Below are 16,422 nucleotides of genomic sequence, written 5' to 3' on the forward strand. Positions count from 1 at the left end.
TTACGATAGTAACTGTTCGTATAACGATTTACCTCGCCTTTGGTTTATAAACCTGGTGATCTTTGTTGGATCCTGAAATCAGGTAGGCCATCAGGTCCTTTAACTCTTCCTTATTCAGGCTATTTATCATTCCCGGATACATGGACGACACTTCAGAGAGCCTGGTTCTTACCACATCTTTCTTAAGCACTTCACGCAGCGTTTGCGGAGCAAAGGGGTTTTGGGAAATATAGTATTTATCAGAATCTTCATTTTTAAGCCGCCCTATAATAGACCTGCCATCCTTTAAATAGAAAGCTGTCGAAGCATATTGATCGGAGATTACTTTATTTGGCTCAAGAATAGACTCCAGGATGTCCCGGGCAGAGAAGCGGGTGCCTAATTGGCTAAGCGCCGGACCCACCGCGCCGCCTTCGCCCTGCATACTATGACAAGAAATACATTGGGTGGCTGAAAACAGCATTTTACCCTGGTCGAAATTTCGATCCGTAGTATCTTTCTGAACAACATCCAACGCTTCTTCTAACTTCCATGTTCTTCCCGGTCCTTTAGGACTACCCAAACTTGCCAATTTTTTACCGTTATTGGTTAGCAGATCATTCCCCGAAATTTTATTGTAATGTTCAAATTCATCTTTTGGCACATGCGCTAAGGCCTTTTTGCGAGCTGCATTTATAAATCCTATGAAGCTGTTACCGCCCCTATATCCGAAAGCTTTATTGAACCAGGTAAAATATTTCTCCCTGAATTCTGAGGTCCAGCCATTCTTTGCCTCGCTCAGGGCTGTAACGTAATAGATTTGCTGGGCCGGCGGCGTTTTAGCCAGCATGCCGGCAATATCCAGCCCATACTGCGGATTACGCATGATCAGATCCTGCGATTGCATAAAAGTCTTTTGATAATCGGTATCCTGGGTCGGTCCATACAATAAAGCCAGCGTTTTTTGAACCACAAGCGGATCATCAAGAGCTACCAGGACCTTACTGAGCGAGCGATTTAATTCGTTAGTGTTTGCAGGGTAGAATTGATTCAGATAGCCAGATAATTTCACTTTTTCAGCCTCAGAGGGCTGTCCCATTCGATATAGTATAAGCTCATAGGCTCTTAAAACATCTATCTGTTGTGATTCAGGCAATGCTTTGTAGTCAATGTTCATCAGAGAGTTTATCATCCGGCTTCGCAAGCTTTTTTCACCGGTTCTTGCTAATGCAATCATTGCTTGAGTAAGAATTTGGGGATTCTTTTCGACGAAGGCTTTCTCCTGCCATTCGCTTAAGGGCTGATGCTCCACTGCCAAACGTGCTGCATATCGGATAAAGCGATCATTATTCTTTAGATTAGGCCATGCCATACCAATAGCTTTAGCATTAGGCGCACCATGGAAAGTTTCCAACCGCCTTCTCAGATCCCGTGCCTTGCGAATCTTGGCAGGAGTTTTTATAGTCAATGCAGTATTAGGTAAAGTGTTGTCACCATAATAAACACGGTAAAGATCTGAATCCAGTTTACGCCCTCCTGTTAAAAAATACATAGCCCCGTCGGGTCCGATAATACCATCAGTTAAGGGCAGGGGGGCACCGGATAGAAACTCAGAGGCGGTTGATTTATATGAAGAACCATCGGGGATTAATTCTACGGCATAAATGATTCCGAAACTCCAGTCAAAAGCAAACAATCCTCTGCGATATTTCTCAGGGAAACGAGCGTTATTACCGCTGAAAAAACTGGTAGGAGAGCCCTGTCCGACATTCAGGATTGCCGGTAAATTATCAGGATAAGCAGGCGAAAATTTACTGGTTCCTGTACGCCATCCAAAATCGCTGCCACTCGTAGTATGACTGATACGGGTGGGTCTGTACCATGGCATACCAAAGTCCCATTCCATATCAGAATCGTAAACAAACATATCGCCGGCTTCGTTAAAAGCAACATCGAACGGATTCCTATACCCGGCACTGATCAACTCCCAGTTTGTTCCTTCAGGGTTCACCTTGGCGACAAACCCTCCCGGCGCATAACGATCTGTGGCGTGTCCGTTTGGATCTACTATCAATGGAAATATATTATCTTCTTTCCAGGTTTGAGGCAGACGATAGGCATCCATCTTGAACATATCCACGTGATTTCCGATGATGACGTGAATTGATTTTTTATCAGGAGAGAGCACGATGCTATGGGGGCCATGTTCTCCTCCGGGAGTAACCATATCTTTCAACAAGGTAATCTGATCATACTGATCATCATTGTCGGTGTCTTTAAGGCGGTACAGTCCGGTACCCTTAGCCATGGAGGTGTCGCTTTTATGGTTAACCATCACATAAAGGCTATTAAATGCGTATAATAAACCCTGAGCGTAGCCCATTTTTATCTTCGCTTTAGACGTATCGCCCCCCACCCTGATCTCCAGTTTTTCTACAATGACTTTTGATTTAACTGAGTCGGCACCGATAGGAGGGATGGTTAAACGATATAAATATCCATACTGGTCGGAGGTAATCATTCTGCCTTTGTCATCGAAGGTCATAGCTACCCATGAGCCATTCTTGCTCTCAGAAGGACTGTATAAATGTTCGGCTTTAAAGTTGGGTAATAGCTTTAGTTTTTCAACTTTCGGATCGAGTTCTCTGATCCTGTCCTTTTTAGTTTCTTCTACATTATCAATAAAAGACATCCCTAAAAAGAAGACGATTGACAGCAATCCTGCCAAAGTAAAGTAGGTATTCCGGTTCATATAATTAAGGTACTCCTTTTGAGTACCTTAATATAGTATTGTTTTTTGTTTGACGCCGAATATTTATTCAACGAGCAGCCGCCAGATGACAGCTTTTTACCTTAATACAAATATTAACGAAGCCCCATAAACTTACTATCCAGTGCCTTATAGGTTGCCTGGATCTTCTTATTTAATTCCGTCTGGCCGTTTTCGGCAGTAAGCTTAACCATTTCTGCAATCACATACATTCCCAACTGCATTTCACGGGTGTTAAGGTTTTCTTTCGTCTTAGCAATCGCCGCAAGGTAATTTAACTGATCTTCTATATAAAGCGCGGTATTTGATACCAGTTTATTAGCCTGGCCGGTTTCTTTTAATTTATAAAGAAGGTCTGCCATATAATATTTCCTGATAGTAAAGTTCAGGGAGTAATTATTGTCAGGAACTACTTCGATACATTTTAGCAGGGCTTTACGTGCCTCTTCAACCTTACCTTGCTTGTAGAGATTCTCAGCCAGGATATTGAAATGGTTAATGATAGTAAAACTCATGCGGAGAGACTCAGGATCAAGATAAGAGGCATTTTTCATGTTTCCCCACTTAAACTTGGTCATCATATTGGTATACATTGCGTCTGTATTCGTCAGCTCGGGCTTATCACCTGATGCAGAATCCGTAACAACTGGCTTTAGTGGAAGCAGACGGTATGCGAAGCCCTCGTTATACAGGTAGTTGTCAAGTCCCATATAATTATCTGAAGGTACAGTGATCGCAAAATATATAGGTCTTTTCCAATCATTATGAGCTAATACATCAATTAAGGCAAGTTCCGTTTTGGTGACGTAATTTTTATTGTATGTCCATTCCATGGATGGTGCCAGCAGATCTTTATAAACCGGATCAATTGTCTTGCTGGCAAATACCTGGGCGGGATCAACCGTGATTTTAAAGTTCTTAGTTGGCAGAAAATTTTCCTTAGAGCCGTCCTGGTAGGTTGCTTTATCGGCGTCGTCCTCAGAAGTTAAAATATCGAACAGGTTCTTTAACTCTACCGCTCCCGGAACCTGGTAGTCCTGATACCCCATCACATCACGGACGCCCTGTACAAATTTTTCATCCGCCATAGTTATGGGAAGACCCTCTGCCTCGTTAACTTTCTTCTTCATCTGGCGGATGTACCAATCGGTTCCAAGCAAACTTAGGTTTACAACCCTTACGTCCGGCCGCACGTTTTCCACCTCCTGGGCGTACCACAACGGATAAGTGTCGTTATCACCATAGGTAAACAGGATAGCATTAGGAGCACATGATTCCAGGTAGTCAATGGCCATATCTCGTGCAGTAAATTTTGCTGAACGATCATGATCGTCCCAGCCGTCCTTAGCCATCAATGTTGGCGCAGCAAGTAAGCCTATCACCGTGGCAAGCACTGCCGCTGTCGGTGCTTTAATTTTCGATCTTAAAAATTCTGAAATAGCTGCTACACCAAGTCCTATCCATATTGCAAAAGCATAGAACGATCCTGTATAGGCATAATCCCTTTCCCTTGGCTGCAGCGGATTCTGATTCAGATAAAGTACTATGGCAACCCCGGTGAAGAAAAACAGTAAACCTACTATCCCGGCGTCTTTTTGGTTCCTTTTAAAATGCCATAAGGCTCCTATGATCCCCAGAATAAATGGCAGAAAATAAAACCTGTTGAATCCGCCATTTTCAAGCTGACTTTTAGGAAGATCGTATTGTCCTCCCAACAGCATATTATCGATGAATGTTATCCCGGAAAGCCAGTTCCCCTGAGTATAATTACCATGTCCCTGCTCATCATTTTGCCGCCCGACAAAATTCCAGGCAAAGTAACGCGCATACATAAATCCTGTTTGATAACTCAACAGGAAGCCAATATTGTCAACAAATGTGGGAGATTCTGTTTCGCTCATCCCCATCCAGTCGCGGTAAGTAGCCACATGACTTGGATCGTCACTATACATCCTGGGTATTATCGTATTGCGATCGTAGACGCGCTCGTACTTCCTTCCGGCTGTTTCGTATTTTTCTTTCCCTTTACGATAAATGACATCTCCTTGTTTACTATCTATTGGTTTTGAATCAAAGTATTGTCCATAAGCAAGCGGGCGGTCGCCGTACTGCTCCCGGTTCACGTAGCTTAGTAAGGAAAAGGCGTTATCAGGGTCGTTATTATTCAGGGTAGGATCGGCTTTAGCGCGAATAACGATCATGGCAAAAGACCCGTAGCCGAATATTATGAATACAATTGATAATAAAGCAAGGTTTAAGACTCTGCGTTTCTCGCGGATCTTGAGCAAATACTCAAGGCCGGCCAGGATTATTCCAGCGACTATAAAACCGCTGATCCCTCCTCCAATAGTCATCAGACCAACAAAACAAGCTACCGCAGTTATGAGATAAGATTTCTGACCGTTTATAGAATACAGTATACCGCTGGTCAGAGAGGTTATCACCAGAACCGCAAAAAAAGTTACACCTGTGCCGAATCCCAGTCCGAGGGTATTTACAAAAAAGAGGTCGGAGTAAGCAGCGAACCGGATGGTGTATTGAACTATTCCATATTGTATAAAGGCAAGGATTAGTATGCCGGCGAATAGTGCCCATAGTGTTCCTGATGAAGTGCGTGTGGAAGATCGTCTGAAGTAATACACGAGAGAGATTGCCGGAATTGCCAGGAGGTTTAGCAGGTGCACCCCGATGGAAAGTCCCATGACATAGGCAATGAAGATAAGCCATTTATCCGCGTGCGGCTCATCGGCATGCTGATCCCATTTCAATATTGCCCAGAATACAATAGCCGTGCATAATGAGGATAGCGCATATACCTCGGCTTCAACCGCAGAAAACCAGAAAGAATCTGAAAATGTGTAAGCCAGTGCACCTACAAGACCGGAGCCCATGATCGTGATGATTTCTCCCTGGGTCAAACTTACGCCCTGTTTAGCTATAACCTTGCGTGTAAGAGCGGTTATAGTCCAGAAGAGGAACAAAATAGTAGCAGCGCTTGCCAGGGCTGATCCCATATTCACCCAAAATGCTACCCGGCTCGTATCTCCTCCGGCCAGAAGTGAAATCACTTTGCTGACCATCAGATAAAGCGGTGCTCCGGGCTGATGAACTACCTGCAATTTATGAGCTGAAGCAATAAACTCTCCGGCATCCCAGAAGCTTGAAGTAGGCTCCAGTGTAAGAGCGTATACAATTAAAGCCGTTAAAAAACTTAACCAGCCTAATAAATTATTGGTTCTGTTGTAGTTCATAGATTCAAGTTCAAATACCGCTGCCGAAAATAGTGATTTTGATGTAGAAATGTGATAGGGTTTAACACTAATTAACGTTGAGACGCGAGAAATGAGCAACGAACAATGAGCTTTGTGCTTCCTTATACCACTGTCGAAGCGATTTCGCTGACTATAGTCTGAGTTTTGCAAGTGGCTCGCTTCCAGCTTGTCGGCTCTCGTTACACAAAAAATCAATTTTCATTTGCACTTTATACTATATCCCCCTATATTTGCATTCCATTTCAAAAGGAGCTTCCTTTTGACTTTGATTGCCCGATAGTATAATGGTAGTACGACGGTTTTTGGTGCCGTTTGTCTTGGTTCGAATCCAGGTCGGGCAACCATAAAAATTTCGAGTTTCGGAATTAAATTGATAAACGGGCTTTAGGCCCTGACTTATTGAATCTGTTATAAAACTCATCGATATCCGAAACTAAAATGCCCTTATCATTCAATCCGATCAAGTTGTTTGCAGGCTCAGGTACAGTTGATCTGGCTACAAAGATTGCAGAGGCCTACGGTAAAAGCCTCGGCGACATGGTACTGTCAAGGTTTAGTGATGGCGAATTTCAACCTCATTTTAACGAGTCAGTACGTGGATGTGATGTCTTTCTAATCCAGTCGACCAACCAGCCCAACGATAATCTTATTGAGCTTTTGTTGATGACTGATGCTGCTAAACGGGCTTCGGCACACTATATTACTGTAGTTGTTCCGTATTTCGGCTTGGCAAGACAGGATAGGAAAGATAAGCCAAGAGTCGCAATTGGGGCAAAGCTGATGGCTAACCTTATTACGGCAGCCGGTGCGCACAGGATTATGACGATGGACCTGCATGCTGCGCAGATCCAGGGCTTCTTTGATATTCCGGTAGATCACCTTGATGCCTCGGTGATATTCGTGCCGCATATTAAGAGTTTAAACCTCCCAAACCTGACGATTGCATCTCCGGATATGGGCGGTTCTTACAGGGCAAGAACCTTTGCAAAGTATTTTAACGCGGAGGTTGTGATCTGTGATAAACAGAGAAAACGTGCTAATGAGATTGAATCGATGTCGATCATCGGGGATGTGTCAGGACGTGACGTAGTGTTAATCGATGATATTTGTGATACTGCAAGGACGCTGGCTAAAGCCGCAGAATTGATTATGGAAAACGGTGCTAATAGCGTGAGAGCGGTATGTACCCATCCTGTTTTGTCGGGAGATGCATATCAAACGATCGAAAATTCAGCACTGGCTGAAATGATCGTTACTGATACGATCGCAGCTAAAAAAACCAGTCCCAAGATTAAGGTTTTGTCAACTGCCGATCTTTTCAGCAGGGCAATTGCGAATGTAAATGAGCATGGCTCAATGAGTGCGCTGTTTAATATTGATTAAGATAGATTAGCTGTCAGAACTAGGATTTATAGGATGATAGGATGCTGGGCGGAAGGAATGCCATTACCGTCATTGCGAGCGTAGCAAAGGAGTCAAGAACTAAGACAAGGGGTAAAAACATTAGGTAGTTAGAGAGGCTAACAACTAATAACAAACAAATAATTAATAAGTAAAATGAAATCAATTGCTATTAGCGGTTCTCCAAGAGAGAACGTAGGGAAAAGAGACGCTAAAGAGCTGCGTTACGAAGGCAAGGTGCCTGCAGTTCTTTATGGTGGAAAAAATCAAATCCACTTTTCTGTGTCTGCATCTGATTTGAGAAGTTTGGTGTATACACCAGAAGTTTCATTCGTTGCACTGGACATTGCTGGTGCCAAAGCACAAGCTATTATCCAGGATGTACATTTTCATCCTTTAACTGATCAGCCGCTTCATGTGGACTTTTTAGAGCTGGACGAGAAAAAGCCGGTTGTTATGCAGATCCCGGTAAAACTTACAGGAACTTCGCCAGGTGTGAAGATCGGTGGTAAATTAGTTCAGAAACTACGTAAACTTCGCGTTAAGGCTTTACCTAAAGACATGCCTCAGTATGTTGAAGTGAGCATTGAAAAACTTGACGTAGGTAAATCTGTTGGAGTAGGTGAATTAAACTTCCCGAACTTCAAGGTGACAAACAATGCTGAAGATACGATTGTATCCGTTACGATGTCACGGGCATTGAAACAAGCTGAAAACGAAGCTAAAAAATAATTAGTTTCCTCTTTATAAAATTGAAGTCCCTGGCATAGTCGGGGACTTTTTTATTTTATAATTTTTGATCTTAACATGCTGGGATAATAAAAATAATTCCTTACCGTGCCCCGGGTAAGTTTAACTGGCATATCTTTGGGCTGCTAACGAAATAACACCATGAAATACCTTATCGTAGGCCTGGGTAATATAGGACCAGAATACGCAGACACCCGGCATAATATAGGGTTTATGATCGCTGACGAGCTCGCTAAGCAGGAGCATGTGTCTTTCTTTAACATGCGGCTTGCCTGGTACACCGAGTTTAGTCATAAAGGACGTAAGGTTCACGTCATTAAGCCAACAACTTACATGAACCTTAGCGGAAAGGCACTCAATTACTGGATGCAGGACCTTAAGATCCCGGCCGAAAATGTCCTGATCCTTGTAGATGAGATAGCATTGCCTTTAGGAACTTTAAGGTTAAAGCCGAAGGGAAGTGCAGGGGGACATAACGGACTGAAGAGTATCGAATTGGCTCTTGGTCACGGAAATTATGCACGTCTCCGTTTCGGGATAGGAGATAATTTCCAAAAGGGCCGCCAGGTCGACTATGTGTTAAGCGGCTTCGACGACGATGAGCAACCGGAGCTGCCTGCCTTAATAGACCGGTCGATAGAAATGATAAAAAGTTTTATCACTGTCGGGCCAGAGTTGACTATGACAAGATTCAATAAGTAATCAATAAATTAATTCCAGGGCGTCAAGTCGGTGGAACGCATTAAATCTAATATTATGAAAGTATACGGCATTAAGAACTGTAATACAGTAAAGAAGGCGCTGGACTGGCTTGATAATCAGAAAATAGCATACGAGTTTCATGACTTCAAGAAACTTGGTATCTCTGAGCCTAAGCTTGAGGAATGGGCATCGAAGTTGGGCTGGGAGCCTTTGGTTAATAAGCGGGGAACAACATGGAGGCAACTTGACCCGGAGCGCCAGAAAGACGTAGTCAACAAAGCCGAAGCTTTTAAACTGATGCAGGAGAAGACCAGCGTCATAAAGAGGCCAGTAATTGAAACTGAGAATGACTTGCTCTTAGGATTCGACGAAGCTGAGTATAACAGGTTGTTACAATAGCTTAGTCAGTCAAATTTTAACTAATCCCCAATAATTCCTTAATTTGCCTTTCAAATTTATTCGGATGGGCAGATTAAAATTGTTTTCGTTATTGCTTATAGTAGCAAGCACCTTTTCCAGTGTATTTTCGCAACAAGTTGTGGTTCCGGGAGCAAACGTACCGGCACAGCCGGAGACGAGGTATGATTATCATGATACTTTCGGGCCGGCCTTTTATTCCAGGAACGGTGATGATATAAGGTCTTCAGGCGGGCAGCCTGGCCCGAAATACTGGCAGAACCGCGCAGATTATAAACTTTCGATAAGACTTGACGAGCAAAAGAATGAAATTTCTGGAACCGCTATTTTAAATTACACCAATAATAGTCCGGATAAGCTGCCTTTTATCTGGATGCAGCTTGATCAGAATTTGTTTAAGGAAGATTCACGAGGTCATGCGCTGGTGCCACCCGCAGGAAGCCGCAGTGGTTCCCATGGCCAAAAATTCGATGCAGGGTATAAGATAAGATCCGTTAAAATCATCGAAACAGAAAACAACCGGACTGTAGAGAAAGACCCCCAGTATTTTATCGAGGACACACGCATGCAGATCTACCTCCCTTCCGAGCTTGCCGCAGGCGGAGGCAAGCTGCAGGTTAAGATTGAGTACTCATTTATTTCACCGGAATACGGGTCGGACAGGATGGGCATACTTAATACAAAAAATGGAAAGATATTCTCGGTGGCACAGTTCTATCCGAGAATGTGTGTGTACGATGACGTGTCGGGCTGGAATGCTATGCCATATCTGGGGCCCAGTGAGTTTTATCTGGAGTACGGAGATTTTGATATCAGTATAACGGTACCTTCAAGCCATATCGTAGTCAGTTCAGGGGAACTTGTAAATCCCAGGGATGTCTATACCAGCGAGCAGCAAAAGCGATGGGCTGCAGCTGCTCAAAGCGATAAAACTGTGCTTATCAGGTCGGCATCTGAAGTTAATGATGCCAGTTCAAGGCCGGCTGGAAAGCAGGAACTTACCTGGAAGTTTACTTTAAAAAATGCACGCGACGTAGCTTTTGCGACTTCGGCTGCTTTTATTGTAGATGCTGCGCGGATGAACCTTCCAAGCGGGAGAAAGGCAATGGCCATTTCAGCATACCCTGTTGAGAGCGACGGACCGGGTGCCTGGGGACGATCTACCGAGTATGCCAAGGCGTCAAACGAATTCAATTCCAGGAAATGGTTTGAGTTTCCTTACCCTTCGGCAACGAATGTAGCGTCTAATGTTGGCGGGATGGAATATCCGGGTTTGGTGTTTTGCGGGGCAACCGCCAAAAGTTCGGGTTTGTGGAGCGTTACAGATCATGAATTCGGGCATACATGGTTTCCTATGATTGTTGGTTCAAATGAACGTTTACATGCCTGGATGGATGAAGGGCTTACTATGTTTATCAACTCGCTTGCCACACACGATTTTAACAGTGGAGAGTACAGACCCAGGGTTACCGACTGGCATGCCTATGGAAAGGCACTAACTAACCCGGTGCTGGAGCCTGTCGTAAGCAGCGCAGATAACATGAAGGAGCCGCACATCGGTTATCTGGCTTATTATAAGCCTGCCGCCGGATTAACCTTGTTGCGCGAGCAGGTTATTGGTGCCGAACGTTTCGACCGCGCCTTTAAAGAATATATTAAACGCTGGGCCTATAAACATCCCACACCAGATGACTTTTTCCGCACGATTGAAAATGTAACAGGTGAAAACCTGAACTGGTTTTGGAGAGGGTGGTACCTTAACAACTGGCAACTGGACCAAGCTGTTGCCGGTGTTTCTTATTTGAAGAACGACCCTAAACAAGGAGCGTATATCACGCTTGACAATCTCGAAAAAATGGCAATGCCCACTATTCTGCAGATCGAGACAAAAAGCGGAAAGGTTAGCAGAATTAAGCTGCCGGCCGAAGTTTGGCAGCGGAATACGCGGTTTACTTTCCATTATCCCTCCACTGAAGAGATTAAGACGGTTATATCAGATCCTGACAGGGTTATGCCTGACTCTAATTCGGCTAATAATACCTGGACGGCAAATTAATTATCGCATTCATCGCTTCGGCTAACCAGGAGCATTTTTATCAAAAGATGTTAATGATCCGTGTGGCCTGACGCTGGATCTTTCTCGACGTCTTTATGCTGTTGCGGTCTGTTTTGCCTGCCCGGTAAACCCGTGCTACTTTTCGCACGACTTTTTTAATTTTTCTTTTCTTGACACGCTGATTCTTAGCCGGCTTGTTTGCGCTTTTACCAAATAGCAGACTGACTACACTTGCGGAGCCATTGGTTGAAACAGTTTCACTTTTAGCCTCCGGAATTACTGCGGTGAAAAGTATAATAAAGATGATTGAAAGGATGCTCTTTTTCATAACGTAAATGTTGGGTTGGAAATTCTGTCCGTGTTTAATTAGATGACGCTTTTACGGGCATCAAGGTTGCATGGAGATTTCAATAAACAACAGCAGGGAACTATTTTCATGAGATCGGGCTTGCTGCCTCCCCGTTCCGGATAAATGCGAGGTGATTCGTCACAGCTTTAAGCTCACCGTAAGAAATGGAATCGCCAAGAGCATTTTTAATCTCACTGGTAGAATTGCCAGGGTGCTGCACAATATGTGTCATAATCCTGGCCACTTTGATCTTTGGGACAATATCAAACACCGATATCTCTCCGGTAGTAATAAAGGCAGTCAGGTGACCCTCTATGGTGGCCGCCGTAAGACCGCGCTCCACAGCTATTTCGGAGATCGATTTCCCGCTATGGAACAAATCGAACGATACCCGTTTGGTATCGATTTTTGTCTTGGTTATAACGACAGGCAGCTCCATTGAGTTTCTTTCAACACCATATTGATTACAATATGAATCAATGATCTCGAGTATTTCAGGACCGTAAAGTCTCACTTTCATCTTCCCTATGCCTTTGATATTTTCCAGTTCCGTTAGGGATGAAGGCAGCTTGCTTACCAATTCTAAAATCGACTTTTGAGCTAGTACAAGGTAAACCGGTGCATTTCTTTCAGCGGCCTGCTCATTTCGCCATTCTTTAAGTAATTGATAAAGTTCGGGATGCAGGATATTTTTGTCGGCCACAGGCTGCTGTACCTGGCTGGCTCTCGAAGAAGCCAGGTCTATCTCAGTATTTGCTTTGGTGGTTAGATAGGTTGAGGTTTTGAATCCATCAGAACAAGCTTTCATGAGCGCAAGTTTTACACCGATGTTTTTATCTAAATCATCCATCACCTCGCTGATAGCTGATTTTACTGATTTGTTATCCGTATCTGTATTCAGCGAGTGCAGGTTTTTTATTAACGAATTTAGTTTCTCATAAAAATACGCGGAGGCTTTTTTTACACGGTTCTGCAGATCGTCATTTTCTTCAGGGAGGGAGTTTTCTGACAGCAGAGCGGATAGCTGCCTTTTGAATGTATCAGCCACCTGATAGATATCCTTTTCACACTGCGCTTTGATTTCATTTAACGAGTCGCCAAAAGATGGGTCCAGGATAGTGTGATGATCCTCAAACGCTTTTCTAAGCTGGAAAAAATATCCTTTAACAGAGGTGAAATCAAACAATTCAAACAATAGGGTCTGTTGGAATGAGATCTTGGCTGCATTAAGGTCGTTTTCTGTCGGCTCATTTTCCGTCGCACTCCTTGTATATTCAGCGACGGTTCCGTCAGTTCTAACGCTGTTCGGAGCGATTTGTGAGCGTAATACCATTCCTTCAAAAGTCTTACATCTGCTCAGTGCAACATATACCTGGCCATGCGCAAATGCAAGGTTGGCGTCGATTATTGCTTTTTCGAAGGTCAGTCCCTGGCTTTTATGAATGGTAATAGCCCAGGCCAGTTTAAGAGGGAATTGAGTAAAGGTACCGATGACTTTTTCCTGGACCTCTTTAGTTTGCGGGTCGAGAGTATATTTAATGTTGGTCCATTCAACAGGCGTCACGGCAATTTCTGAGTATTCGCCGGGACATTTTACAGATATCGTATCATCCGAGATCTCGGTGACGATACCGATCTTGCCATTATAATACAATCTGTCACGTGATGGGTCATTTTTAACAAACATAACCTGGGCGCCCTTCTTTAATTCCAGTTCAGCGACCGTGGGATAGGAATACTGAGGAAAATCATCTTCGATCCGGGCGCTGAAGACGCGGGAAGTGCGGTTTATCCCGGCAAGCTTTTCTTCATTTATTTCCTGTGCTGTTCTGTTATGCGTCGTTAATGTAATATAACCTTCATTGTCTGAGGGTTTAAAATCGGGAATATACCGTTCATTGAGCTTGGCCAGCACTTGCTGATCGATCTCATTTTTTCTTACGCTATTCAGTAAGTCAATGAACCTCGTGTCAACCTGCCTGTAAATATACTTCAATTCTACACTTATCGGACTGGTCAGCTTCAGTGCTTTGCTGCTGAAGAAGAACATATTCGGGTAGTGATCACGCAGCAACATCCACTCTTCGTCTTTCACTACCGGCGAAAGCTGATGCAGATCGCCGATCATGAGCAACTGCACGCCGCCGAATGGTTTATGGTTGTTTCTGTATCGCCTTAGCACTTCATCGATGTGATCCAGCGTGTCGGCGCGCACCATGCTGATCTCATCAATGACTAGGAGATCCAGACTTCTTATAAGATTGATCTTATCTTTGCTGAATCGTTTATGTTGAGCGTTTTTATCTATAGCCCCCGGAATATACGGACCGAAAGGAAGCTGGAAGAAAGAATTGATAGTAACACCTCCCGCATTGATAGCCGCTACACCCGTAGGAGCAACCACAGTCATTCTTTTAGGGGATGATTTTTTTAAATTGTGCAGGAAGGTGGTTTTTCCCGTCCCAGCCTTGCCCGTGAGAAATATATTCTTATCAGTATACTGTACAAAGTTATAAGCCAGTTCAAGCTGGGCATTCTGTTCCATTGCTGTGATTTCGGGAGATGTCTGGCAAGATAAAAATTAAATATTTAAAGTAAGGAAGGATACCGTTCGTTGATCCGATTGGGTCGCTTTCAGATCGCCTATAATTGCTTTAACCCTGCCATAACCCGAAGTGGATTAATCAAAAGTTGCTGATCTTATTATAAGTAGTAATTTTATCGGCAAATCACACAAAATGAAAGTAAAGCTGGTTCTCCTGTTTGTATTGTTTACATCCCTGTCAAGGGATTTGTTTAGCCAGTCGCGAGGCCGGACTTTTTTTGAGATCAAAGTCTATCATTTTGAAAGTGCCGAACAGGAAAGTGTGATCGATGCATATCTGAGAGATGCCTACCTGCCGGCACTCCATAGAAAGGGCATTAAGAATGTAGGGGTGTTTAAACCGGTGGGAAATGATACGTTACAGGACAAACGCATTTATCTTTTGGTGCCCTTTAAATCAGCGGCCCAGTATGCCGGACTTCCTGACGAGTTACTGAAAGATGCAAAGCTCAGTGCGGATGGAGAGATGTATTTGGAGGCAGACTATAAAAGGCCACCCTATAAGCGGATGGAGTCCATGTTCATTAAAGCCTTCGACGACATGCCATACCTGCAGCTTCCATCGCTTAGAAATGAATTGCCCAAACGGGTGTATGAGCTGAGAAGCTATGAGGGCCCTACAGAGAGAAGGTATGTACGGAAAGTGGAGATGTTCAATAAAGGCGGTGAAATAGCTTTGTTCGAAAAGCTTGATTTCAATGCAATATTTTACGGGAGTGTGATTGCAGGTAGCCGGATGCCTAATTTAATGTATATGACAAGTTTCGAAGATATGCCATCCAGGGATGCACATTGGAAAGCTTTTTTTGCATCGCCTGAATGGAAGTCGCTTTCTGCTCAGGACTACTATAAGAATACGGTTTCCAAAAGTGAGATCATTCTCTTGCATCCCGCGGACTACTCAGATATATAAATTCACCTGCCTGGCTTAGAGATCTGATACAAGTATCCAGGGGGGCGCAGTGGGGTCAGGTAGACGATAACAAGGCTTTAGCAAGGTTCAGCCTCCTTAGCTTTTGCATCCGGACGTTTAATCAGGGCTTAGGATAAATTAAGCGAACGGCCAGGAAATACTGAGCCCCGGGGGGTAAAGTATTTTTTATCTTTAATGCCTTGAAAATCAAAATTAAGTTCGTACTTTTGCCTTCCCTAAATGAAAGCTGTAAAAGGCTCATTTAGTTAAAAACAAATAAACACTAAAAGGAAAAAATGCCTACAATCCAACAATTAGTTAGAAAAGGTAGAGTAGCTCTGGTGGATAAGAGTAAATCCCCAGCGTTGGACAGCTGTCCACAGCGAAGAGGAGTGTGCACACGTGTGTATACCACTACCCCTAAAAAACCAAACTCAGCAATGCGTAAAGTTGCCCGTGTGCGCTTAACCAACGGAAAAGAAGTGAATGCTTACATTCCGGGAGAAGGACACAATTTACAGGAGCACTCGATCGTGTTGATCCGTGGTGGTCGTGTTAAAGATTTACCTGGAGTACGTTACCACATCATCCGCGGTGCTTTAGATACATCTGGCGTAGCCGGACGTAACCAACGTCGTTCTAAATATGGAACTAAGAAACCAAAACCTGGACAGGCAGCAGCCGCACCAGCTAAGGGTAAAAAGAAATAATTAAACGGAGGAAAGCAACATGAGAAAGTCAAAACCAAAAAAGAGAATCTTACTGCCTGATCCAAAGTTTAACGACGTAATGGTAACCAGGTTTGTAAATAATATGATGTATGACGGTAAGAAATCTATCGCATACTCCATTTTCTACGATGCTGTTGAGTTAGTAGAGAAAAAGACAAGCGAAAACGGGTTGGAATCATGGAAAAAAGCCCTGAATAATGTAATGCCAGCGGTAGAGGTTAAATCCCGCCGTGTGGGTGGTGCAAACTTCCAGGTTCCTACAGAAGTTCGTCCTGAGCGCAAGATCGCATTGGGAATGAAGTGGCTGATCAATTACTCCCGTAAGCGTGGTGAGAAAACCATGACTGAGAAATTGGCCGGTGAGATCATTTCGGCTTCCAAGGGTGAAGGTGCTGCAGTTAAGAAAAAAGAAGATACGCACAAGATGGCAGAAGCTAACAAAGCGTTCTCTCACTTTAGATTCTAATCAGGAATAAC

12 protein-coding genes and 1 tRNA gene are annotated in these 16,422 nt (G+C 43.7%); 9 read left to right on the forward strand and 4 right to left on the reverse strand.

Features of this window, described 5'->3' with window-relative positions; all coding sequences use genetic code 11:
• Positions 1–28 precede the first annotated feature (28 nt).
• Together P2W76_RS17785 and P2W76_RS17790 are read right to left on the reverse strand one after the other, a co-directional pair.
• Positions 29–2,731, reverse strand: a complete 2,703-nt coding sequence (locus tag P2W76_RS17785; protein ID WP_276349253.1) for a c-type cytochrome — start codon at positions 2,729–2,731, stop codon at positions 29–31.
• Between the two features lie 113 nt (positions 2,732–2,844).
• Complete coding sequence (locus P2W76_RS17790) at positions 2,845–6,000, reverse strand: DUF2723 domain-containing protein (RefSeq protein ID WP_276349254.1); 3,156 nt, start codon at positions 5,998–6,000, stop codon at positions 2,845–2,847.
• A gap of 291 nt (positions 6,001–6,291) precedes the next feature.
• On the opposite strand from P2W76_RS17790, the gene P2W76_RS17795 reads away from it, so the two are divergent.
• The 6 genes from P2W76_RS17795 to P2W76_RS17820 all read left to right on the forward strand — a co-directional run bounded on the left by P2W76_RS17795 (position 6,292) and on the right by P2W76_RS17820 (position 11,347).
• Positions 6,292–6,365, forward strand: a tRNA-Gln gene (locus tag P2W76_RS17795).
• Positions 6,366–6,459: 94 nt separating this feature from the next.
• Positions 6,460–7,404, forward strand: coding sequence for a ribose-phosphate pyrophosphokinase (locus tag P2W76_RS17800; protein WP_276349255.1), 945 nt, complete (start codon positions 6,460–6,462; stop codon positions 7,402–7,404).
• A 174-nt stretch (positions 7,405–7,578) separates the two neighbouring features.
• Positions 7,579–8,154: a 50S ribosomal protein L25/general stress protein Ctc gene (locus P2W76_RS17805; RefSeq protein WP_276349256.1), complete on the forward strand. Its 576-nt coding sequence runs from the start codon at positions 7,579–7,581 to the stop codon at positions 8,152–8,154.
• 159 nt (positions 8,155–8,313) lie between these two features.
• Positions 8,314–8,874, forward strand: a complete 561-nt coding sequence (pth, locus tag P2W76_RS17810; protein WP_276349257.1) for an aminoacyl-tRNA hydrolase — start codon at positions 8,314–8,316, stop codon at positions 8,872–8,874.
• Between the two features lie 54 nt (positions 8,875–8,928).
• Complete coding sequence (locus tag P2W76_RS17815) at positions 8,929–9,273, forward strand: ArsC family reductase (RefSeq protein WP_276349258.1); 345 nt, start codon at positions 8,929–8,931, stop codon at positions 9,271–9,273.
• Positions 9,274–9,337: 64 nt separating this feature from the next.
• Positions 9,338–11,347 carry a M1 family metallopeptidase gene (locus P2W76_RS17820; RefSeq protein WP_276349259.1) on the forward strand — a complete coding sequence of 670 codons (2,010 nt, stop codon included), beginning with the start codon at positions 9,338–9,340 and terminating at the stop codon, positions 11,345–11,347.
• A gap of 40 nt (positions 11,348–11,387) precedes the next feature.
• Here P2W76_RS17820 and P2W76_RS17825 read toward each other — a convergent pair whose 3' ends face one another.
• A complete protein-coding gene (locus P2W76_RS17825) occupies positions 11,388–11,675 on the reverse strand; it encodes a hypothetical protein (protein ID WP_276349260.1) in 288 nt (95 codons plus the stop codon).
• A 106-nt stretch (positions 11,676–11,781) separates the two neighbouring features.
• A complete protein-coding gene (locus P2W76_RS17830) occupies positions 11,782–14,241 on the reverse strand; it encodes a helix-turn-helix domain-containing protein (RefSeq protein WP_276349261.1) in 2,460 nt (819 codons plus the stop codon).
• A 193-nt stretch (positions 14,242–14,434) separates the two neighbouring features.
• On the opposite strand from P2W76_RS17830, the gene P2W76_RS17835 reads away from it, so the two are divergent.
• From P2W76_RS17835 to rpsG, 3 genes are all read left to right on the forward strand, one after another.
• Positions 14,435–15,214: an NIPSNAP family protein gene (locus P2W76_RS17835; protein WP_276349262.1), complete on the forward strand. Its 780-nt coding sequence runs from the start codon at positions 14,435–14,437 to the stop codon at positions 15,212–15,214.
• Positions 15,215–15,510: 296 nt separating this feature from the next.
• A complete protein-coding gene (gene rpsL / locus P2W76_RS17840) occupies positions 15,511–15,924 on the forward strand; it encodes a 30S ribosomal protein S12 (RefSeq protein ID WP_079703557.1) in 414 nt (137 codons plus the stop codon).
• Positions 15,925–15,943: 19 nt separating this feature from the next.
• Positions 15,944–16,411 (forward strand): 30S ribosomal protein S7, encoded by a 468-nt coding sequence (gene rpsG, locus P2W76_RS17845; RefSeq protein ID WP_079703558.1) that lies wholly within the window; start codon positions 15,944–15,946, stop codon positions 16,409–16,411.
• Positions 16,412–16,422: the final 11 nt, after the last annotated feature.

The organism is Daejeonella sp. JGW-45 (genome assembly GCF_029360805.1).
GTDB lineage: Bacteria > Bacteroidota > Bacteroidia > Sphingobacteriales > Sphingobacteriaceae > Daejeonella.

Coding starts and splice junctions, on each gene's coding strand:
- pth (WP_276349257.1), top strand. CDS start 8,314: ATGAAATACCTTATCGTAGGCCTGGGTAATATAGGACCAGAATACGCA.
- P2W76_RS17785 (WP_276349253.1), bottom strand. CDS start 2,731: ATGAACCGGAATACCTACTTTACTTTGGCAGGATTGCTGTCAATCGTC.
- P2W76_RS17820 (WP_276349259.1), top strand. CDS start 9,338: ATGGGCAGATTAAAATTGTTTTCGTTATTGCTTATAGTAGCAAGCACC.
- P2W76_RS17800 (WP_276349255.1), top strand. CDS start 6,460: ATGCCCTTATCATTCAATCCGATCAAGTTGTTTGCAGGCTCAGGTACA.
- P2W76_RS17825 (WP_276349260.1), bottom strand. CDS start 11,675: ATGAAAAAGAGCATCCTTTCAATCATCTTTATTATACTTTTCACCGCA.
- P2W76_RS17805 (WP_276349256.1), top strand. CDS start 7,579: ATGAAATCAATTGCTATTAGCGGTTCTCCAAGAGAGAACGTAGGGAAA.
- P2W76_RS17835 (WP_276349262.1), top strand. CDS start 14,435: ATGAAAGTAAAGCTGGTTCTCCTGTTTGTATTGTTTACATCCCTGTCA.
- P2W76_RS17830 (WP_276349261.1), bottom strand. CDS start 14,241: ATGGAACAGAATGCCCAGCTTGAACTGGCTTATAACTTTGTACAGTAT.
- rpsG (WP_079703558.1), top strand. CDS start 15,944: ATGAGAAAGTCAAAACCAAAAAAGAGAATCTTACTGCCTGATCCAAAG.
- P2W76_RS17815 (WP_276349258.1), top strand. CDS start 8,929: ATGAAAGTATACGGCATTAAGAACTGTAATACAGTAAAGAAGGCGCTG.
- rpsL (WP_079703557.1), top strand. CDS start 15,511: ATGCCTACAATCCAACAATTAGTTAGAAAAGGTAGAGTAGCTCTGGTG.
- P2W76_RS17790 (WP_276349254.1), bottom strand. CDS start 6,000: ATGAACTACAACAGAACCAATAATTTATTAGGCTGGTTAAGTTTTTTA.